The sequence below is a fragment of the Colwellia sp. PAMC 20917 genome, assembly GCF_001767295.1.
In the GTDB taxonomy this organism is placed as follows: Bacteria; Pseudomonadota; Gammaproteobacteria; order Enterobacterales; family Alteromonadaceae; genus Colwellia_A.
In genome coordinates this window covers 2,571,274-2,591,674 of record NZ_CP014944.1, presented here as the reverse complement: position 1 = coordinate 2,591,674, position 20,401 = coordinate 2,571,274, and the positions used below count along the sequence as shown (strand labels likewise).

Sequence of the window (20,401 nt, the reverse complement as noted above, 5' to 3'; positions counted from 1 at the left end):
CGGTTGTTTTTGTATTAGGATGACATATGCGTTCTTTGGCATCCATGCCACCTCGCTATACTGTACATAAAAAAGGGGAAGCAAAAGCTTCCCCAAAAAACCTCAGAATAGGAGGTCAACTAACGCAAAACGTGTGAATTCTTTGCTTTTATGTAACGGTATACTTATAAAACGTATTTTGCTGAAAATTGTAAGTAGTCAGAATCAACATTTTTATCTGCCATTTCAAAATTACCCACTTCAACACCAAAGGATAATTGCTGAGTAACATTTTTAAATAAATTTACGCCCCAATGTGTACGGTCATAATCTGCAACTTCTGTAGTGGTGTTACCATAAAAGGCCGTGCTTCGTAAATCTTCGGTCCAGAAATGGCGGTATGCAACGCTGATTGAGGTTGTTTCTTCAACTTCTTCGCCAATTAAATCTTTTGATGCGGTTACGCCAATATAGCGACCTACTTCACCACCATGAAATTGAAAACGAAAGTCATCTTTGCCAAAAGTATTAATGCGACCTGAAATACCATAACCTAGTGCTGATTCTTCATTACCACCAACGGTTTGTAATCGTTTGGCTACCGCGGCAATAGCGACATTACCCCAATCGCCTTTAAAATTATAACGAGCAATAACATCAGGCATAGAATCATTGCCACTGACACCGCCATATGATTCTGGATTTTCAACAGAGACCTGAAAGTTACCCATAGTGTAACGAACTTGTCCTTGACGAATAAAAGCTGCTGATAACAATGGACCACCAAAATCAGCGGCTTCTGCAAGTGCACTGGTGTTAACAAAAGTTGACCAAGTGTCACCAATTAATAGATCTTTATATTTAATAAATGCATGACGAATACGTGGGTTTGACGAATTTGAGATAATTTCATTACCCCCTCCTCTAACAGCGTCTCCATAGAAATCCATTTCAATAAAACCGGTTAAATCACCATGTTTATATTTAGTATTAATGCGTGATTCATTTACCGCAATACCAAAATTAGAAATACTATTGTCTAGTGCCGTGCCACTACCATACCAATAATCAGTTGCTGCAACAGTACCATCGATGTAACGTGCGTCGGCTTTGATGTAACCACCGAAAGTAATACTATCGTCGTTGTCTAATTTAATTTCGTAAGCCGCATTTGCTGTGCCAGCCAGTGCGAATAATCCTGTTGCTAATAGAAGCTTTTTCTTGTTAAACATTTTGCTATCCCCGTTTGTTGTGTATTAGCCTCAGAAAAACTGCAGATACGATCTTTTGGCTACTTTTTATCGTTTTATTTTTATTTTATGGATATAACTTAAAACGTTAATCGCTATTTAGAAATTAGACATAAGTCTAAAGGGGATGTTTTTTGCCTGTTAATAACGATTCTTTCATCTTATAAAATTGTATATTTAACGATAATTACACTTGAAGCGGTTAGGAAATGTTAGGCTGGTCATAGCTTTGCTTGTATTATCCTCGAGTGAATAACTAATAATGAAAAAAGGTAAATTTAGATGAGAAAATCTCTTATTCTTGCCAGTGGCGTTGCAATTATTTCTGCACTGACACCAACCCTGTTGTCGGCAAAACAACTAAGCGTTGACGACTATAAAAAAGCTGAACAACAATTATCAAGCTATACCAGTAAGTTAGTAACAGGTACTGTTGACTATCCGTTATGGTCAAGCAATGACACTTTGGTATACCGCAGCCATACAGAAGACGGCGATAAATTTTTTAAAGTTGATATTAATAGCCAGAAAAAATCTCTCGCATTCGATCATAAAAAATTAGCAGAATCACTTGCTCGCATTACTGATAGCGAAGTAAATCACGATAAGTTCCCTTTCACTCAAGTAGAGTTTATATCTGCAAACAACATCAAATTTTCAGTAAAGGCAAAGAGTTACCAATGTGATTTAACTCATTATTTATGCCAGCTTGATGAACTAAGCCAAAAAAGTGCGGAAAACTTATCACCTGATGGTAAACGTGCCGTATTTATTCGCGATCATAATCTATGGTTACGTGATTTAATAACAGATAAAGAAAGCCAACTCACCACTGACGGTATTAAAGACTTTGGCTATGCAACCAATAATGCTGGCTGGGTTCGTCGTGATTCTCCCGTAGTGACTTGGGCGCCTGACTCAAAAAAATTAACCACCTTTAAGCATGATGGCCGCAACGTAGGTGACATGGGCATAGTGTCAACCGCAGTTGGCCATCCAACAATTGACGTTTGGAAGTATCCTTTACCGGGTGATGAACATATATTTGCTATTCATCGTGTCGTTATCGACGTTGAAAGTAAAAAGGTCACGCCACTTGATATGGCACCCGATGCTCACCGTTCAACAATCACTGACCATGTCGCTGGACGTAACGGCGAACTATTAGACATAGATTGGGCTGACGATAGTAAAACATTTGCCTTTGTTTCTTCTACGCGCGATCACAAAACTGCCACGTTGAAAATTGCTGATGCTAAAACCGGTAAAGTTAAGCTTGTTATGTCAGAAACACAAAAAAGCTTTTTTGAATCAGGTGTCGATGGCATTAGTTGGCAGTATTTAGAAAAAAGTAATGAAGCTATTTGGTTTTCTCAGCGCAGCAACTGGGGACATTTATACCTAATAGATTTAGCAACGGGGAAAGTTAAACAACAAATTACCCAAGGTGACTGGACGGTTATCGAATTACTCCATGTTGATCAACAAACGGGTAAGCTTATTTTCACTGGCGCAGGCAAAGAAGGCAGTGACCCTTATTACCATTATCTTTACAGCGTTAACAAAGATGGCTCTGAGTTAACCTTATTAACACCCGAGAAAAAGCACCATCGCATTACGTTAAACAAAGCCGGCACACACTTTTTAGACCGCGCGGCAACACCAACAACCGCTGAAATAAGCCGAGTACGTGCCGTTAGTAATAACAAAGAATTGACCATAGAAACCATGGATATTAGCCAATTAAAAGCGTCTGGCTGGCAAGCACCGGTTGAATTTATTGTTAAAGACAGAAACGGTGAAAATGATATTTATGGTTTAATGTACAAGCCAACAAATTTTGACGCCAGCCAATCTTACCCTGTAGTTAATTATTTATATCCAGGTCCACAAGTAGGTAGTATTCGTGGCCGTCATTTTCGTAGCTCTCGTGGCGATAACCAAGCAATTGCTGAGTTAGGTTTTATTGTTATAGAAATTGATGCTTTGGGTACACCGGGTCGCTCAAAAGCTTTCCATGAATTTTATTATGGCAACATGGGCGACAGTGGTATTCCTGATCAAGTTTCTGCCATTGAACAGTTAGCTAAGCGTCATAATTGGATTGATATAACACGCGTTGGTATTTGGGGTCATTCTGGCGGTGGTTTCGCATCAACTCGCGCGTTATTAACTTTTCCAAATTTCTACAAAGTAGCTGTATCACAGGCAGGTAATCATGATAACCGTAACTATGCTGATGAATGGGGCGAAAAATACCATGGTCTTGAAGTTATAGATGAAGAAGGCATTAGCAATTACGACAGCCAAGCAAACCAGTTATCGGTTGACAGTTTACAAGGTAAATTATTGATCGCTCACGGTACAACCGATACCAATGTACCACCTTACAATACTTTGATTGTCGTTGAAGCTTTAATTAAGGCTAACAAAGATTTTGATATGTTGATGTTACCTAATCGCGGCCACGGTTTTGCGCGTGAACCTTACATGATGCGCAAACGTTGGGATTATTTTGTTGAACATTTAATGGGAGCAACGCCACCCAAAGAGTTTCAGTTTTCTAAATAAAACAGCTTTATAACCCAATAAAAAAGACGCTTACTGCGTCTTTTTTATTGGCATTACATTATTTTTATCAGCCCTAGCTTGCCAATTATTCGCTTACACTTGCGCTAGATCAAAACAATTAGCCAACGTTGCCATAAAATAAAGTCATAGCCCTTATCGTTTAAAGGAAAATGACATGACTCATCAAGAAATATTAACCTCCTTAACAGAGAAAAAAGCTCAGCTAGAGCATCGCATAAGTGCTATTGAAGCTGATTTACACCAAGGTCGCTCACAGGACTTTGCTGAACAAGCAACCGAAACCGAAAATGATGAAGTGCTAGATGAAATTCATCACCAAGCAAAAGCTGAACTAAAGTATGTTATTGCCGCATTAAATCGTCTAGAAAATAAAAAATATGGCTTTTGTTCAAGCTGTAACACCCTAATAAACATCGAAAGATTACACGCTTTACCTTACACAACAACTTGTATTAATTGCGCAACATAAGGGATAAAAAATGATAATAGAAAAACATGATTTACACCACGAGTTTCCAGAATTTGCTGATGAAATACGCAGCCTAAAAATGAATGATGCTCATTTTGCTCGCTTATTCAAAAAATATCACGAGCTCGATCAAGAAGTACATCACATTGAACAAGGGGCTGAAAATACTTCGGATGAATATCTCGATCAACAAAAAAAGCAGCGCTTACATTTAAAAGATGAATTATTTACCATCATCAAAAAAGCGAAATTAACCACCTAAAATTTTATCGTCAAGTAAGAGCATGAAACTAAGGTTAGCTATAGGTTCAAGGCAAGGTGATAACGTTAACACTACTGCAATCGTTTAATTACTAACGAATAACACTAGACAAAGTTTCAAATCTATTTATTGTAGAAGGGGCCATAGGTGTTTTAATTAATCGTGATAAACACCAATAGGCCCTTAATAACAATAAAATAGGTGGTTACATGGCTAGACTAAAACAAGCAAAAGTAGCATTACAAGAAGCGTACGATACCTTCAATCAAGCAGTTGAAAAACCACTCCCCGCATTAGCACTATCAAATACCGACTCTATTCAGAATTTACTTAACATCGTTATCCGCAGAGAATCACTTTCTGTCGCCAAAAAATGTAGCTTCCCTAACAAGCTCTCTGCTGATTTAAGAAAAAAATTAGCAGACGTTTTATTACTTATTGATAAAGTAGATATTGAAATAATAAAGGCCAATGCTAAGTCTACATCAACTTCAGTTGATAAAGCCTAAACGGTCACCATAAGCCATTTAAAAAAAGAGCGGTAGTAAGTTGTCAGGGGTATTGTTCAAAAGTAATATTCAACTTGAAAATATCACGGTTGCCTTCAACAGATTTACTTGCCGTTAGTTTTTATGGGTTCATTGAGCCAAAATTACAATAATAAATCGTGCAATTTAAGTGAGTTGTTATCAGACATTTCACTGACTTGTACCATTAACAGTTCAGCCGTAGCTATAGCGTCATTTAAAGCGTTATGGGCAAAATGATTTGGCAAGCCATGAGCGTGGCGCAAAGTTGACAATCTTAATTCTGAAGGGTCGTAAGCGACATCCTTTTTATCAAGTTGACGCTTTGCTATCATTAGGGTATCTATCATCGGAAAAGGTGGCGCTACGCCATAAAGTTCCAAACAAGCTTGCTGCAAGAATTGTCTTTCAATACGAGCAAAATGTACCAACATTACTTTTCCAGCCAAAGCTTTGAGTAAGGCTTCAACCACCTCTTTTAATGGCGCGCCTTGTTCTTTTTGCTGATCAGTTATTTGATGAATAATAACGTTATCTGCGCTAAGATCATCCTTCGTTTTGATGATTTGATGGTAGCTGTCTTTTAATGATATTTGCTGCTGTTTTATGCCAATAAAGCCAACACTCAGTAACTTATCGTTAATGGCATGAAGGCCAGTGGTTTCAAAATCAACCGACAAAATTTCAATCTCATTTAATGGCGTATCAGGTTCAGGAAAACTGACAGCAAGAAAGTCTTTTAAGGCTCCTTCTGGCGCTCGCGCCCAAGCACGTTTTCGTTTAGCTTCATAACCGAGTAACCAATAAAACAAGGGTTGATTGCTGAGCATATTTAACCTTAGTACGTTGACTGTCTGCTATCTTGTAATGCTTTAATGACTTTAAAAGCATCCTTTAAATGTTCACGTTCGAGCTTAGACAATTTTTTCGGTGACAAGTAATTATTTGGCTCTTTACCTGCTTGAAGTAAATTGGCTTGGTGCTCTAAACGCAATATGCCTAAAAATTCATAAGCATCAATTAAGTTAGCCGCCGACTCTTTAGAAATAGAAGGGCTTCCGGCTGCTTTTCTAAGGCGCTCTATAGTGTTCACTGATGCGATCCCTTCGGCTAGCGCATAAATTCTTGCCAGATCAACAATCGGCGCTATACCATTGTGCTTAATATCTAGACTCGATTTATGCTCGCCATCAGAAATTAACACAAAATCCCGAAAAAACCCCAGTGGTGGCCTCAGCATCAAAGCATTTCTAGACAGGTGTGCGAGAAATAAGCTATTACCTTTGGTTTTTGCCAGCAGCTTGCTACGTACTTCGTTAAGTAAAGAATCGTCGCCATGTACTGTAGCAAAATCAAAGAAGACACTACCATTAAGTAACGCCTGTGGGCTTGGAGTATTGACCCATTGCTCAAAATATTGATGCCACATTTTTTGTGGTTGTCGCCATTTAGGGTTTGAAGCCATGATATCGCCAGGACACAAGATAAAACCGCAGGCAGCAAGACCATCACAAACAAACGAGGCGAGGTTTTCAAACCAAGCTTCATGCTCAGGTTGTACCTGATCAGAAATAATTAAAGCATTGTCTTGGTCAGAATGGGCAAGCTGCTCTTGTCTTGCTTGAGAACCACAAGCTACCCATGCATAGGGAACTGGCGCTTTGCCATTGATTTTTTCTGACATTTCAATAATTCGAATCGTAAATGCCATCGTTATTGCACTAATACTTTTACCAATATGATCAGCACTGGTACCGAGTTTAGCCATACGAATTTGTAATTTTGGTATTAATTTACTGATACGGATCAAATCGTTAATGGTCGCCGCTTTACGAATAATACTGGTGATATTGACGGCATTGTGGCCTTCATTATTCATTAAGTCAGTGATAGTTACCATCGCCACTAGTTCGCCATACTCTCCAGAATCACTAAAGCCAGTAATAGGAAGGTGGTGAATACGCTTGCTAGTCATCAACATAAGCGCATCATAAGCGCTACTTTGCTCGGGTAACGTTGCCATATCTGTGGTCATAATCTCGCTGACTGGCAGGGTAAAACTTAACCCTTCAGCGACACAACGTCGACGAATATCTTTATCGGTTACTATACCAACCGGTGCACCGACACCACTTTCTTTATCATCAATTACGACTAAGCAAGAAATATCTTTTTCAGTCATTTTTAGCGCCGCTTCTTGTATGCTTTGATGACTGTTAATGGTTAATACTGGTTGATGATAAAATTGACTAATGGGGTTATTAATCAGTGAAGAATTAATAATCGCGTCTTCATTAACCTTGCTCATTTTCCCTTTTAAACGCTCTGCAGCTGTTTGCATGAAAAAAGCGTCTATTTGTGGGTAGTCTGCAACTAAAGACAGCAAAATTTGATAATCAAGACTGTACAGTAAAGTGTCTTCTTCAGTATTTACCTCCACTTCATTGCGTTGTGCGGGTCGACAAAAAACACTGCAAATTTCACCTTCGGTATATTTTCCCACTAACTGGCCATTATGGTCGGTATAAACCAAAGCACCTTTGCGTAAGATGTAAAGACGCGCCTCCTCGATACCATTAGGTGGCAACGGTTGTTTGGCCCTTACGTAGCAAATATTTATTTCTTTGACTAATTGTAACGTCACCGATTCGGGTAGGGTGTCGAATGGCGGAATCGCTTGAAGGAAAGCACTAATCTCGGCGAGTTCATGATCCATATTCTTTCAGCCTTTAACAAAACATACTTAGTAGATAGCTATTTTTAGTGTATTTAGCCCGCTTACGTCAACCCTAAAGTATAAAATCTAGACTAAAGTGTAATACCTCAATTCGAAAAACCTTGTTAGTGTCAATAATAGTTAAATTTCACTATGAATTTTGATTTTGGTTTTATCGCGATCCGAATTAATAGTAAACGTAACTACTGCCTTAATTGGTAAAACAGGTGATAAATCAAGCGTAAAAAAATAATAAACGCTTCACATAATAACTGGGCTAAAACCCAGATAAGTTAAGTTGCTAGGAGAGGATAATGGAAGAGAAACAGACATATTGGTCAGAAAATCTGCGCCTAATATTTATAAGTCTTGTTATCTGGTTCGTCGTTTCATTTGGGTTCGGTTTGCTATTAGTAGAACCTTTAAATGAAATACGTATCGGTGGCTACAAACTAGGTTTCTGGTTTGCACAGCAAGGTTCAATTTACACTTTTGTCGGTTTAGTTTTTTGGTACACCAAAAAAATGAACGATCTTGATAAAAAATATAACGTCGAGGAATCATAATGGATGAGTTAAAACTCTATACATACATTGCTGTGTTCGGTTCTTTCGCCGTTTACTTTGGTATTGCTTGGTGGGCTCGTGCCGGTTCAACTAGTGACTTTTACGTTGCTGGTGGTGGTGTTACCCCATTACAAAATGGTATGGCAATTGGTGCCGATTGGATGAGTGCCGCGTCATTTATTTCAATGGCAGGGATGATTTCTTTCCTTGGCTATGGTGGCTCAGTTTTCTTAATGGGTTGGACTGGTGGTTATGTACTACTGGCCATGCTACTTGCTCCTTACTTACGTAAGCACGGCAAGTTCACTGTACCTGAATTTATTTTTGACCGTTATTACTCAAAAACAGCACGTGTTGTTGCCGTTGTTTGTTTAATCATCGCGTCATTAACTTACATCATTGGTCAAATGAAAGGTGTGGGTGTTGCTTTCTCTCGCTTCCTAGAAGTTGATTACGATTTAGGTCTTTACATCGGTATGTTCGTTGTTTGGGTTTATGCCGTATTGGGTGGTATGAAAGGTATTACTTACACGCAAATTGCTCAGTACATAGTATTGATTTTTGCTTATACCATTCCTGCAGTCTTTATTTCACTACAGTTAACGGGTAACCCTATTCCACAGTTAGGCTTAGGCTCAACGTTGGCTGACGGTAGCGGTGTTTATTTACTTGATAAATTAGACTTAGTTGTTACTGAATTAGGCTTTAAAGAGTACACCACTGATAACATGGGCGGTTCAGTAAATATGTTCGCATATACTCTATCTCTAATGATAGGTACTGCCGGTTTACCTCACGTTATTATGCGCTTTTTTACCGTTCCTTCAGTTAAAGCTGCACGTCAATCTGCAGGTTACGCATTAGTCTTTATCGCCTTGTTATACACAGTTGCTCCGGCAGTTGGCGCAATGGCTCGTTTAAACCTAATGAACACTATTGAACCCGTAGCCGGTCAGAACCTTGAGTATGCTGAACGTCCACAATGGTTTAAAGATTGGGAAAAAACTGGTCTTTTACAATACGAAGACAAGAATGGCGATGGTAAAATACAATATACTGCTGATAAAGCGACGAATGAAATGGTTAAAGTTGACCGTGACATTATGGTACTTGCTAACCCAGCAATCGCAAACTTACCAAACTGGGTGATTGCTTTAGTTGCCGCTGGTGGTTTAGCTGCTGCGTTATCTACTGCCGCTGGTTTGTTATTAGCGATATCCTCCTCTATCTCCCACGATTTATTGAAAGGTATTTTAACACCTGACATGTCAGAGAAAGATGAGTTACTCGCAGGTCGAATTGTGATGACAATATCAGTGATGGTTGCTGGTTGGCTTGGTTTAAATCCGCCTGGCTTTGCCGCAGGAACGGTGGCGCTAGCCTTTGGTTTAGCCGCATCGTCAATATTCCCTGCACTAATGATGGGTATATTTGCTAAGAAGATGAGTGGTCCAGCAGCAGTTTGGGGCATGTGTTCGGGTATCGGTGTAACTATGTTATACGTGTTCCAACACAAAGGTTTTATGTTTATCCCAGGCACTTCTTTCCTAGGTGACATGGGTCCTAACTGGTTCTTTGGTATTTCTCCTAATGCCTTTGGTGCAGTCGGCGCTGCTGTTAACTTTGCAGTTGCTTTCGCTGTATTAAGAGTAACAGGTCCAGCACCCGCTCATATCCAACAAATGGTTGAAAACTTCCGTACACCGCACGGTGGTGTTTCAGCAGCACATGATCACTAATTAGTCTTACGACAACTTTTTGATTAATAATACTAAAGCCCTATTTAACTTGTATAAATAGGGCTTTATATTTACTTATTACGATATAATGAGTAAATTCTTCTGCTTAAGCAGACATAATACTTAACACCGAACGGGCTAAATGGCCGTTATGATTAAAACTAAACTGACTCAGTGGGCGGCAGAACTAAAACCTAACTAGCTAAGTCGGCGTCATCCTAAATTCATTTCAAGATCTCAAGTTAAACAACTGAAATAAATTCAGCATGACGAAGTAACATATACTCATAGGAAGCTTTATGAACAAACACACTAAAACAGCTATTATCGTTGCCCCTATCCTGACCATTTTAGGCTTTGCCTTAGCTGATTTATGGGAAGAGAATAGTGCTAGTCAAGCGCGCGCTTTTGAATTGGTTCCCTTTGGACATTGTGACGTTAGTCAGCAAAAATGTATTTTAAAATCAGGAGAATTTGAAGTAAATGTTATGGATAATAAGGGTATAACGACCGTTAATTCTACTTTTCCTATCGACACCGCGACTTTATTTCTCGTCGATAAAGAAAACCAAGCAACGTCCTTTCGACTTGGCATGAAAGACTCGCCTTATTACTGGAAGCGCGAAACACCACTTGGTCGTTTGGTTGCAGATAAAGGCCAAAGCTACAAATTACGTTTAATCCTTGAAATTAAGGGTGGCAAATATTTTTCTGAGTTTTATACGCAAACACTTAACTAATACCACCGATAAACCCACAAGTGGCAGGTCGTTAATTTATCGTTGTCATGGTATTTATGACAACGATTCATTGATAAAAAAAACACTGATAAAATGACTAACACCAAGCCAACTCATTATCTGAACATTCATTCGCCACGACATCTTATTACGCCCCCAAATTAATCACGCTTAGCAACGTTGTCTATGATTAAATTCACTTCTTCAGTGTTCACCCTGTCCATTAGGACTTAATTGGCATAATATAATTTCAAGTTTATTAGAAATAACTTTTTACTTCAGCTTAGCTGAGTTTTCATCGTTTCTTCACTGTTAGTAAACAAGGATACTTATGCTGCACATTGAACACTTAAATTTAGTCGTTAACGACATTCCACAAACACTGACATTTTACCAAGCAGCCTTTCCTCATTGGAAAATAAGAGCTGAGGGCATTTCACAATGGTCTGGCGTAGATCGCAATTGGGTACACTTTGGTGACGACTATCAATACCTTACTTTCAACGATAACGGTATTGGAGAAAATCGAGATTTATTGGGACATCAAGTAGGGTTAGCCCATTTTGCTTTTGTGACTGATAATTTAACAGCAATAAAAAATAGACTAGTAAAGGCAGGCTTTGGCGTGCATAAAGAAGGCGTTGAGCATACACACCGAGCTAATTTATATTTTCTTGACCCCAATGGCTTTGAAGTAGAGTTTGTCCAGTACTTTAGTGATATTCCTCAACAACGAAACAGTGGCGACGAGTGATCCCCTTAAAGTATTAACTGTGTTTGTTGCGTAAAAAATGGCGCTACTTGTTAAAGTAACGCCCTTTTTACCTAGCAACAACAGCCCTGACTAAGCTTCGCTTTTAGCGATAGCCATCTCGGGTCTATTTTCGACTGAAGCTTGTCTACGCTCGGCGAATAACAAATAGAAACTCGGTAAAACAAACAGCGTGAATAGTGTACCAATAAACATACCCGCTACTAAAATAATACCTATACTGTTTCGCGCTTCTGCTCCAGCTCCCGTCACCAATACTAAAGGAAAATGTCCTAAAATAGTTGCCGCGGTCGTCATTAATATTGGTCGCAAACGTGTCGTTGCCGCCTCTGTAACCGCCGCTAATTTATCGGCGCCAGCTATTTGAGCATGATTCGCAAATTCGACAATAAGAATACCATTTTTAGCGATTAAACCAATTAAGGTGATCAAACCAATTTGTGAATAAATATTAATGGTGGTTAACTCAATATAAGGTAAAAGTAATGCTCCCGACAACGCTAAGGGTACACAACCTAAAAGCACCACAAGCGGGTCTCTAAAGCTATTAAATTGTACCGCTAAAACTAAAAATACAATCAATAATGAAACACCTAATACCATCACTAGGGTACTGCCTTCTTTGCGAAGCTGACGTGATTCTCCGGCATAGTCAATACTGTAACCTGTAGGTAGCATATTTCTCGCCGCATTTTCTAGTGTTGACAGCGCTTGTTCTTTATTAACGCCTGGCGCAACGCCACCATAAACTTTAAATGAAGCCTGCTGAGCAAAAGTTGATAATTCACGCGGTACGGTTTTCCATGTTAAATCAGCAACAGCCGAAACGGGGATTAATTCTCCCGAAGGTATCTTAATATTTAACGCTAAGATCTCTTCAGTTTTACCCCGAATATTATTATCAACCATTGGAATAACACGATATGCCTTACCGTTAGCATCGAAACGGTTAACGAAGTTACTCGACAATAGAATGCCCATTTGTTGACTAATATCAGCAACATTAAGCCCCAAATCAGCAATTTTTTCGCGATCTAGTTGTAACTCAACTTGGGGTAAATCTATTTTTAAATCACTGTCTGCAAAAAGAAAATCACCGCTGGCAAATGCTGCTCCCACCAATTGATCAGCATAGTTTTTCATTTCCGCGTAGGATGCCGAAGATTTAACTACCATTTCAATTTCAAATTGTCCCGCGGTTGGTAATGAACCGGGTAATATAGGTAACATATTCAAACCGGGTATTTGTGCCAATTTGCCATACATTTCTGGAATAAGTTCTTGTGTAGAGTAATTACGATCGTCAGCACCAACCAACTCTAAGCCGCCAAAGCCACCAGAAGTGAAGAGTAATTGCCAAACTTTCAAACCACCTTCAATCTCTTGTAAGGTCTCCACCACAGGTCCCATTTGAGCAACGTTGTACGCTAATGAAGAGTCAGGTGGTGACATAACGACAAACATAACACTCGCTTGATCTTCAACAGGCGCTAGCTCTTTCTTTGATTGCAAATAAAAAGGCACTGAAAGCAAAGAAACCACAGCCGCAATTAAAAAAACCTGCCCTTGCCACTTAAAAATACGTTGCAGTAATTTGCCATAAGCCTGTTGAATATTATCAAAGAGTTTATTCACCTTTCGTGTTAACCACCCCTCTTCACCCCCTTTAGGCAAGATATGTGCGCTCATCACCGATGATAAAGTAATCGCGACAATCCCTGAAATAATGACCGCAATAGCCAAGGTAAAAGCAAATTCTTTAAATAAAACCCCGGTTAACCCTGATAAAAATCCAATAGGAGCATAGACCGCAGCTAACGTTAAGGTCATCGAAATAATGGGAACAAGTAGTTGACGTGAACTTTCTAAAGCAGCGTCAAATTTTGAATAACCTTTACGCATTAAACGGGCAACGTTTTCCACCACCACAATCGCATCATCAACCACCAAACCTACCGATAATACAATCGCTAACACGGTTAATAAGTTAAGCGAGAAACCCATAAATGACATCGCTGCTACCGCGCCAAGTATAGATATAGGTATAGTAATAAGTGGTACCATCGCACTTCTAAATGACCCCATTAATAAGACAACGACCAAGCCGACTAAAATAACAGTCTCCATTAAAGTAATGAAAATTTCACTTAACGCATCACGCATATAAAGTGTACCGTCGAAGGCAAAATCTATCGATATACCTAAAGGTAATGTTTTATTTAATTCGGCAATTTTACTATAAAGACTATCGCCAATATCAATTTCATTAGCGCCAGGTAAGGGCCAAATTGAGATATAAACCGTGTCACTATCATTTAGCCTTGCCGTAACGCTAGCATCTTCTGCCGCTATTTCAACACGAGCAATATCAATTAAATGAATGGTAGCACCGTCGATATTTGCCACCACTAATTGCTCAAACTCAGTCACTGACGTTAATTGACTGTTAGCAACAATATCAATGCGCTGTCGGCTATTTTCAGCATAGCCCATAGTTGCAATACTGTTATTGGTTGCTAATGCTTGGTAAACCTCTGTCGAACTTAAGTTAAACACTGCAAGCGCTTGGGTATTCAACCAGATGCGCATTGCTGGCGTTCTTGCCCCTTCAATACCAACACGTTGCACACCTTCTATGGCGTTTAAAACCGGATTAACTTGTCGGGTTAAGTAATCAGTGACTTTTGATAAGTCATTACCATTAGCATTAACATTCAGATAGAAGACAGCAAAAGGACGGTCTGCACGACTCACCGAGACTATGGGGTCTTGCGCACCTGTGGGTAATTCATAGCGAATTTGGCTTAAACGTGCGGTTAACTCTGCTAATGCTAAGGTACTATTTTCATTTAAGTTGAGCCACGCGGTAACTTTACTGCTGCCTGAAGTCGTTTTAGACTCAACATACTCAACACCAGGGACCGTTGCGGCAGCTCGCTCTATCGGTTCAGTAACAAAACCTTGCACCACTTCAGCTGAAGCGCCAATGTAATAGGTATCAATAACTAACGAAGCACTCTCTATCTTTGGAAACTGCAAGATAGATATCTTACTGATTGACCAAAGTCCCGCTAAACAAATAATAATAGACAAAACTAACGCGACAACAGGACGGCGAACAAAAATATCCATTACCGATGCTTTACTGTGTGAAATTGGATTTGAAGTTTTTTTCATCATAACTCGCTATTTCTTATCAGCAGTGCTCGCTGACAAAGACTCAGCGAGGTAAACTTTCATTTGTGGGAACAATTTAAATGCACCTTTTGTAGCAATTAATTGTCCTTCATTGAGGCCTGACAACACCATTACCCGGTCATCATTGCGATCACCCAAAGTCACTTTAACTTTTTTAGCCCGATAAGCACCTTCACCCTCTGCTTCAAGTATAAAAACATAACTTCCTAGTGGATCTCGTGTTATGGCGATATCAGGTACTGATATTAGCGAAGCCTCGGCGGCAATGGGTGAATAAACACTGACTAAGGTATTAGGCTTCAATGCTAATAATGAAGATTTTATTTGTGCGCGATACTTCAAGCTACGTGAAGTCCGTTTTAATTGTGGATCAATGGCAATGATCATCGCTTGATATGACTTAAGCTGATTCATCGGTTGAACGTTAACAACAGATCCCACCACGAGTTCTTGATAAACTTGTGGTAAGTAAAAATCAATCCAGGTAAATTCGTTAATACCAATCAAGGTCAATACTTGACTGTTTTTATCTAAATATTGTCCTATTTCAAGATTGTGAATGGCCACTTTTGCATCAAAAGGCGCGGTCAGTTTTTTCTTGGCGATCATCGTTTCTAATAAGGCAACATCAGACTTAGCCAATGCAACTTCAGCTTCAGCTTGATCAACAAGTTCAGCACTAATTTCATTGTTTTTCTTTAAGACAAGATAGCGACTATAGGTCTTTTTCGCTAAGGTAAGCTGTGCTTGAGCGGCAATTAACTTCGAGTCTTCATCTCGATGGTCAATTTCAATAAGTACCTGATCTTTTTTCACCAGGCGTCCTGACTGTGCATTTAACAGGGTAATTTGCCCAGCGAATTCATTATTTAATGATAATGATTTAAAGGCTTGTACTTCACCACTGACTTTCAGCATTTCTTGATAATCGACACGAACCGCTTTAGTCGCATTAACCGTTGCTGAAGGCTCAGGCATATTGACTCCCTGCGATGCTTGGGCTTGTAATGATGACTTATAAAAATACAAGCTACTGACCACTGCAACTAAAATTAGAATAATCAGAATCCATTGACGGATTTTCATAGTATTTCCTTTATTATTTCTCATGTTGTTATCTAAGCTCTGACGTAGTTAGCTGTATAGCTACTTTTTCAATATCGTCTTTACTGACTTTTTGTCGCCAATCAAAGGTGTTGATAAAGCGTTGTAAATTAAGAATGTGCACATTGTCTGTTGATAAAGAAGTGATACCCTCTTGAGCTTCACTATCTTGTTTACTGTTTCTATTGTGATGTAATCTTACCGTTTGAAAATAACCAACATTTAAAGACCATGCACCAATACTTATCTGCTCCATGTCATTAACGCCCGACTGTAGTTCATTAGTATCGACTGCCGTTTGCAACAATGCTTTAAATGAATCCTCGCAAACACGACTACAATTAATCATATAATCAAGCCAGCGTTGCGAGCATCGCTTTATAATAGAGCGCGTATTAACAATACTTTCTAGTTGATCATCAAAACTAAACATTTGTACTTTAGAAAAATCGAGTAAGCTCAAAGCAATAATTCGTTCTGGCGTAGTTAGTGGCAATGCAAGCACTTGACTTACAACCCGATATTTTTCTTGATACATTTTTGTTGCTAAGACAATCAGCAAGTCTTCTTTACATTGCACAAATTTATAGACCGACCCCATAGATAGGCCAGCAGACTTGGCGATTGATGACATTGAAAAATCTAATAAGTTACTTTTTTCTATTGCGGTAACCGCGGCAAACAGAATTAACTTCTCTTGTTCTTCAAGGCTAAATTTTGGTGCGGGTGCCATAGCAACCTCTTTAACTTATTCGTTCGAATGATATTCGAACGCGATTATATAGCAATGTTGTTGAAATGCAATGTCCTGAAGTTAATGGCTTAACAAACTTCGCTTAATTACCCACCAAGTTTTGTATAAATTAACTTAAAGGCTTGGTATTGTAGAAGTATAAAAATAAAAATTGAGATTTATTATGTTTCCTAATTGGCAATTGTCGGTATTGAGTATTGGTTATATTGGCCTGCTTTTTCTTATTGCCTATTTAGGAAACAAATACCGCCATAAAATTGTTCGTAAAAGTCAGGGTATTATTTATGCGCTAACACTAGGGGTTTACTGTACGTCGTGGAGCTTTTTAGGCACTACAGGCCAGGCCTCAACGAACTTTCTTTCTCATATCCCTATCTATTTAGGACCCATTTTATTATTTGTTTTTGCTTGGCCTTTTATCCAACGTATTGTGCGTGTTAGCTTAAAGTTAAACTTAACTTCTCTCGCTGATTTACTCGCCTCACGTTATGGCAAGTCACACAAGCTAGCGATTATGGTGACCATCGTCGCTTTAATCGGCACCATGCCCTATATCGCTCTACAATTAAAAGCTATTGTTTATTCTTTTCAACAACTTCAAGCTGAACAAACGTTAGTGACTTGGCGCTTTGGACTTATTTCAAGCGTAGTACTTGCTGGCTTCACCGTAATATTTGGTATTCGTCACATCGATGTTACCGAGCGCCACCCAGGTGTAATGCTTGCCATTGCTTTTGAATCGTTAGTCAAACTTTTTGCCTTTCTTGCTGTCGGTATTTTTGTGACTTTTTTTGTCTTCGACTCGCCCATGGACATTTGGTACAAGTCAGGAGCAAGTTTACAGCTAGAGCAGCAACTTAACTTTCCTAATATGATGTCGATGTTAGCGATGTTAGTTATTGTTATGGCGGCATTTTTATCGTTACCTCGACAATTTCAAGTCATGGTCGTTGAACTTAAAGACCCAAAAGACACTAAACTCAGTCGAAAAATATTTCCGCTTTATTTATTAGTTTTTGCGGTTTTCGCTGCGCCACTGGGTATCGCGGGCCAAATGCTCTTGGGTGATAGTGTCCCTTCAGATGCTTATGTTTTATTTTTACCTTGGCATCAACAACAAACCTGGTTAACACTGTTTGCTTTTCTAGGTGCTATTTCTGCTGCCAGCTCTATGGTGATTATTTCTTCGATTGCACTGAGTACGATGCTGAGTAATGAAATAGTTTTCCCTTATATTTTTCGTGCTAGCAAAGCTAAAAACACCGATTTTGATGAATTTAGAATTCGCTTGCTTAACATTCGTAAAGCACTCGTTTTTCTAGTTATTTTGCTGGGCTACGGAGTATTTTTGATGACTTCACCCGATACGCTAAGCTCGTTAGGTGAAATTGCTTTTGGAGCTTTTGCGCAATTGACCCCAGCACTTGTTGCGGCATTTTACTGGCGAAGAGCAAGCTTAACTGGAGTATATGCGGGTATTTTAATTGGTTTTTCAATGTGGTTATTACTTAATTTCATTCCACAATTTGGCTTATACGAGCAGCCTTTTACCGGCGGCTTATTATCGGCTAATACCACCGTTAGCCTACTTAGCTTAACGGTTAATATGTTTGTAATGTGGGCATTATCACAAGTCAGTCGCCAAAGTGTGCAAGAGCGGGTACAGGCATCGCTATTTTTAGAGTGGCAAGCACCTAAACTACTCAATTCACAGAAAAAACGTCATATTGATGAACGTGATTTAGAAGTGCTTGTCTCGCGTTTTGTTGGCGAGGGAAAAGCAAAAATTAGTTTTAAACACTTTAAGCAAGGTGTCGTGAAAAAAGAGGTTACTCATCAAGACTATAATCAACAATTATTACTGCATACTGAAAATACGCTGGCAAGTGTTATGGGGGCATCTTCAGCACGTTTAGTCTTATCTTCTGCTTTAGATGGACGCGATATTGCCCTCGACGAAATTGCGGTATTAGTTGAAGATGCTTCGAGCCAGCAGCGTAAATTCAGTCAAAATTTATTACAAAGCGCTATAGAAAACGCCAGTGATGGTATTTCAATTGTCGATAATGAGCTAAAATTAGTCGCTTGGAACAATAAATATATTGATCTATTCTCTTACCCTAAAGAGTTAATTTACAAAGGTTGTCCGATAAAACACCTTATTCGTTACAACGCCTCGCGGGGTCTTTGCGGCGAAGGTGAAATTAGTCGACAAGTTGAAAAACGTTTAGAGTATTTACGAAACGGAAGTCCTCACAGCTCTGAACGTGAACACCCTGACGGCCAAGTGGTCAGAATTCAAGGTAACCCTTTACCCGGTGGTGGCTTTGTCATGTTGTTTTCTGACGTTACCGCCTATAAAAATGCTGAAAGAGTCTTAAAAGATACCAATATTGATTTAGAAACCATTATTACCGAACGCACTAAAAAATTAGAAAAAACCAATGAAGATTTAGATGCTGCTCGTGAAAAGGCTGAACAAGCACATATTAAAAAAAGCCTCTATCTGAAAGCCTGCAGCCATGATTTAATGCAGCCATTGGAAGCTGCAAGGTTATTTACCTCAGCCTTGAGTAGCCAAGGCAGTTTAAGCGAAAGCCAATTAAGACAAGTCAAAAACATCGATCATTCTTTAAAGGTTGCTAACGACTTACTGGCCGACTTAGCTGAAATAGCACGTATTGAAAGCGGCAATATCACCACCCACCTCACCACATTTTCAGTGAATGATTTATTTAAAGATTTGGCGCAAGAATTCTCTGCGGCGGCGGCTGAATATCAAGTTGAATTTAAAGTGGTCTCTTGTAAAGCTTGGATTACTTCAGACCGTAATTTATTACGCCGTATTTTACAGAACTTAATTGGCAATGCCTTTCGCTACGCCAGTCCGGGGAAAATTTTATTAGGATCGCGAACTGTTGGTCAGCAAGTTATTCTACAAGTATTGGACAACGGCCCAGGCATTCCGCTTGAAAAACAAAAGATTGTTTTCGAGCAATTTACTCAACTAGAAAACAATCCAAGTCATGCCAGCAGAGGTTTAGGATTGGGTCTGAATATTACCCAAAGCTTTGCACAATTATTAGGACACCCGCTGTCGTTAACATCAAAAGAACAGCAAGGGTGTAAGTTCTCACTCGCTATCACCAAAGCACATCGACAATTTAATATTAAAATTGAGCAGCCAGTCACTAAAATAGGTCTAAAAGACGTCACGGTAATGTGTATTGATAACGACCCTGATGTACTTAATGGCATGACAGAACTGCTCAGTGCTTGGCAGTGTAACGTGCTATCGGCTGAGTCTTTTGAGCAGGCAATAGCAATATTTGCACAGCATCAAAATGAAGTTGAAATTTTATTAGTCGACTACCAGCTTAATAACAATCAAGACGGCTTAACCCTTATTAAAGCGCTACGTGCAAGCAGTAATCATTATATTCCGGCAATATTAATTACAGCGACTACCGATAGTGACATTGAAGAAAAAACCCAGAAAGCCGATGTTGGCTTTATGAGAAAACTGGTTAAGCCAGCAGCGCTGCGCGCAATGATGAGTGCACTGCTAGCGAAGAAGTTACAAGATAATTATTCTGAGTAATCGTTATCACCAACGGTTGTTGATGATTGATTTTACAAACCGCTGTGAGTGATTAATTAGAGGGTTGGGCACTAACAAGCAATTGGCAAGCAATAGCCCATTGCTATTACTGGTAATTGTTAATAGTTGCGG

General features: G+C 39.2%; 15 protein-coding genes. 9 read left to right on the top strand and 6 right to left on the bottom strand.

Annotated elements, in window-relative coordinates:
• Positions 1-164: 164 nt before the first annotated feature.
• The gene (locus A3Q34_RS11185; RefSeq protein ID WP_070375439.1) at positions 165-1,211 is read right to left on the bottom strand and encodes a DcaP family trimeric outer membrane transporter; all 1,047 of its coding nucleotides are present in this window, start codon (positions 1,209-1,211) and stop codon (positions 165-167) included.
• A gap of 300 nt (positions 1,212-1,511) precedes the next feature.
• Between A3Q34_RS11185 and A3Q34_RS11180 the strand changes: the two genes are divergently transcribed.
• The 4 genes from A3Q34_RS11180 (at position 1,512) to A3Q34_RS11165 (ending at position 5,061) form a co-directional block, all read left to right on the top strand.
• Positions 1,512-3,800 (top strand): S9 family peptidase, encoded by a 2,289-nt coding sequence (locus tag A3Q34_RS11180; protein WP_070375438.1) that lies wholly within the window; start codon positions 1,512-1,514, stop codon positions 3,798-3,800.
• A 175-nt stretch (positions 3,801-3,975) separates the two neighbouring features.
• Entirely contained in the window at positions 3,976-4,290 is a 315-nt protein-coding gene (locus A3Q34_RS11175) for a TraR/DksA family transcriptional regulator (protein ID WP_070375437.1), read from the top strand.
• 10 nt (positions 4,291-4,300) lie between these two features.
• Positions 4,301-4,552: a YdcH family protein gene (locus A3Q34_RS11170; RefSeq protein ID WP_070375436.1), complete on the top strand. Its 252-nt coding sequence runs from the start codon at positions 4,301-4,303 to the stop codon at positions 4,550-4,552.
• A gap of 209 nt (positions 4,553-4,761) precedes the next feature.
• Positions 4,762-5,061 (top strand): hypothetical protein, encoded by a 300-nt coding sequence (locus tag A3Q34_RS11165; protein ID WP_070375435.1) that lies wholly within the window; start codon positions 4,762-4,764, stop codon positions 5,059-5,061.
• A gap of 143 nt (positions 5,062-5,204) precedes the next feature.
• Here the strand turns inward: A3Q34_RS11165 and A3Q34_RS11160 are convergent, their stop codons facing one another.
• Together A3Q34_RS11160 and A3Q34_RS11155 are read right to left on the bottom strand one after the other, a co-directional pair.
• Positions 5,205-5,909 (bottom strand): exonuclease domain-containing protein, encoded by a 705-nt coding sequence (locus A3Q34_RS11160; protein WP_070375434.1) that lies wholly within the window; start codon positions 5,907-5,909, stop codon positions 5,205-5,207.
• 8 nt (positions 5,910-5,917) lie between these two features.
• Complete coding sequence (locus A3Q34_RS11155; RefSeq protein WP_070375433.1) at positions 5,918-7,795, bottom strand: putative nucleotidyltransferase substrate binding domain-containing protein; 1,878 nt, start codon at positions 7,793-7,795, stop codon at positions 5,918-5,920.
• A 314-nt stretch (positions 7,796-8,109) separates the two neighbouring features.
• On the opposite strand from A3Q34_RS11155, the gene A3Q34_RS11150 reads away from it, so the two are divergent.
• From A3Q34_RS11150 to A3Q34_RS11135, 4 genes are all read left to right on the top strand, one after another.
• The gene (locus tag A3Q34_RS11150; RefSeq protein ID WP_070375432.1) at positions 8,110-8,361 is read left to right on the top strand and encodes a DUF4212 domain-containing protein; all 252 of its coding nucleotides are present in this window, start codon (positions 8,110-8,112) and stop codon (positions 8,359-8,361) included.
• The gene (locus A3Q34_RS11145; protein ID WP_070375431.1) at positions 8,361-10,100 is read left to right on the top strand and encodes a sodium:solute symporter family protein; all 1,740 of its coding nucleotides are present in this window, start codon (positions 8,361-8,363) and stop codon (positions 10,098-10,100) included. The genes A3Q34_RS11150 and A3Q34_RS11145 overlap by 1 nt, the downstream gene beginning before the upstream one ends.
• 299 nt (positions 10,101-10,399) lie before the next feature.
• Positions 10,400-10,840, top strand: a complete 441-nt coding sequence (locus tag A3Q34_RS11140) for a hypothetical protein (protein WP_070375430.1) — start codon at positions 10,400-10,402, stop codon at positions 10,838-10,840.
• Between the two features lie 331 nt (positions 10,841-11,171).
• Positions 11,172-11,594 carry a VOC family protein gene (locus A3Q34_RS11135; RefSeq protein WP_070375429.1) on the top strand — a complete coding sequence of 141 codons (423 nt, stop codon included), beginning with the start codon at positions 11,172-11,174 and terminating at the stop codon, positions 11,592-11,594.
• 90 nt (positions 11,595-11,684) lie between these two features.
• Here A3Q34_RS11135 and A3Q34_RS11130 read toward each other — a convergent pair whose 3' ends face one another.
• The 3 genes from A3Q34_RS11130 to A3Q34_RS11120 are packed head-to-tail and all read right to left on the bottom strand — an operon-like array spanning position 11,685 to position 16,647.
• Positions 11,685-14,792 carry an efflux RND transporter permease subunit gene (locus tag A3Q34_RS11130; protein ID WP_231907341.1) on the bottom strand — a complete coding sequence of 1,036 codons (3,108 nt, stop codon included), beginning with the start codon at positions 14,790-14,792 and terminating at the stop codon, positions 11,685-11,687.
• A gap of 6 nt (positions 14,793-14,798) precedes the next feature.
• The gene (locus A3Q34_RS11125; protein ID WP_070375427.1) at positions 14,799-15,896 is read right to left on the bottom strand and encodes an efflux RND transporter periplasmic adaptor subunit; all 1,098 of its coding nucleotides are present in this window, start codon (positions 15,894-15,896) and stop codon (positions 14,799-14,801) included.
• Between the two features lie 28 nt (positions 15,897-15,924).
• The gene (locus A3Q34_RS11120) at positions 15,925-16,647 is read right to left on the bottom strand and encodes a TetR/AcrR family transcriptional regulator (protein WP_070375426.1); all 723 of its coding nucleotides are present in this window, start codon (positions 16,645-16,647) and stop codon (positions 15,925-15,927) included.
• 184 nt (positions 16,648-16,831) lie between these two features.
• On the opposite strand from A3Q34_RS11120, the gene A3Q34_RS11115 reads away from it, so the two are divergent.
• Entirely contained in the window at positions 16,832-20,269 is a 3,438-nt protein-coding gene (locus A3Q34_RS11115; protein ID WP_070375425.1) for a hybrid sensor histidine kinase/response regulator, read from the top strand.
• The last annotated feature ends 132 nt before the right edge of the window (positions 20,270-20,401 follow it).

What these genes read in the sequence shown, in the direction of transcription:
- A3Q34_RS11185 (WP_070375439.1), bottom strand. Translation starts at nt 1,211, where the DNA reads ATGTTTAACAAGAAAAAGCTTCTATTAGCAACAGGATTATTCGCACTG.
- A3Q34_RS11180 (WP_070375438.1), top strand. Translation starts at nt 1,512, where the DNA reads ATGAGAAAATCTCTTATTCTTGCCAGTGGCGTTGCAATTATTTCTGCA.
- A3Q34_RS11175 (WP_070375437.1), top strand. Translation starts at nt 3,976, where the DNA reads ATGACTCATCAAGAAATATTAACCTCCTTAACAGAGAAAAAAGCTCAG.
- A3Q34_RS11170 (WP_070375436.1), top strand. Translation starts at nt 4,301, where the DNA reads ATGATAATAGAAAAACATGATTTACACCACGAGTTTCCAGAATTTGCT.
- A3Q34_RS11165 (WP_070375435.1), top strand. Translation starts at nt 4,762, where the DNA reads ATGGCTAGACTAAAACAAGCAAAAGTAGCATTACAAGAAGCGTACGAT.
- A3Q34_RS11160 (WP_070375434.1), bottom strand. Translation starts at nt 5,909, where the DNA reads ATGCTCAGCAATCAACCCTTGTTTTATTGGTTACTCGGTTATGAAGCT.
- A3Q34_RS11155 (WP_070375433.1), bottom strand. Translation starts at nt 7,795, where the DNA reads ATGGATCATGAACTCGCCGAGATTAGTGCTTTCCTTCAAGCGATTCCG.
- A3Q34_RS11150 (WP_070375432.1), top strand. Translation starts at nt 8,110, where the DNA reads ATGGAAGAGAAACAGACATATTGGTCAGAAAATCTGCGCCTAATATTT.
- A3Q34_RS11145 (WP_070375431.1), top strand. Translation starts at nt 8,361, where the DNA reads ATGGATGAGTTAAAACTCTATACATACATTGCTGTGTTCGGTTCTTTC.
- A3Q34_RS11140 (WP_070375430.1), top strand. Translation starts at nt 10,400, where the DNA reads ATGAACAAACACACTAAAACAGCTATTATCGTTGCCCCTATCCTGACC.
- A3Q34_RS11135 (WP_070375429.1), top strand. Translation starts at nt 11,172, where the DNA reads ATGCTGCACATTGAACACTTAAATTTAGTCGTTAACGACATTCCACAA.
- A3Q34_RS11130 (WP_231907341.1), bottom strand. Translation starts at nt 14,792, where the DNA reads ATGATGAAAAAAACTTCAAATCCAATTTCACACAGTAAAGCATCGGTA.
- A3Q34_RS11125 (WP_070375427.1), bottom strand. Translation starts at nt 15,896, where the DNA reads ATGAAAATCCGTCAATGGATTCTGATTATTCTAATTTTAGTTGCAGTG.
- A3Q34_RS11120 (WP_070375426.1), bottom strand. Translation starts at nt 16,647, where the DNA reads ATGGCACCCGCACCAAAATTTAGCCTTGAAGAACAAGAGAAGTTAATT.
- A3Q34_RS11115 (WP_070375425.1), top strand. Translation starts at nt 16,832, where the DNA reads ATGTTTCCTAATTGGCAATTGTCGGTATTGAGTATTGGTTATATTGGC.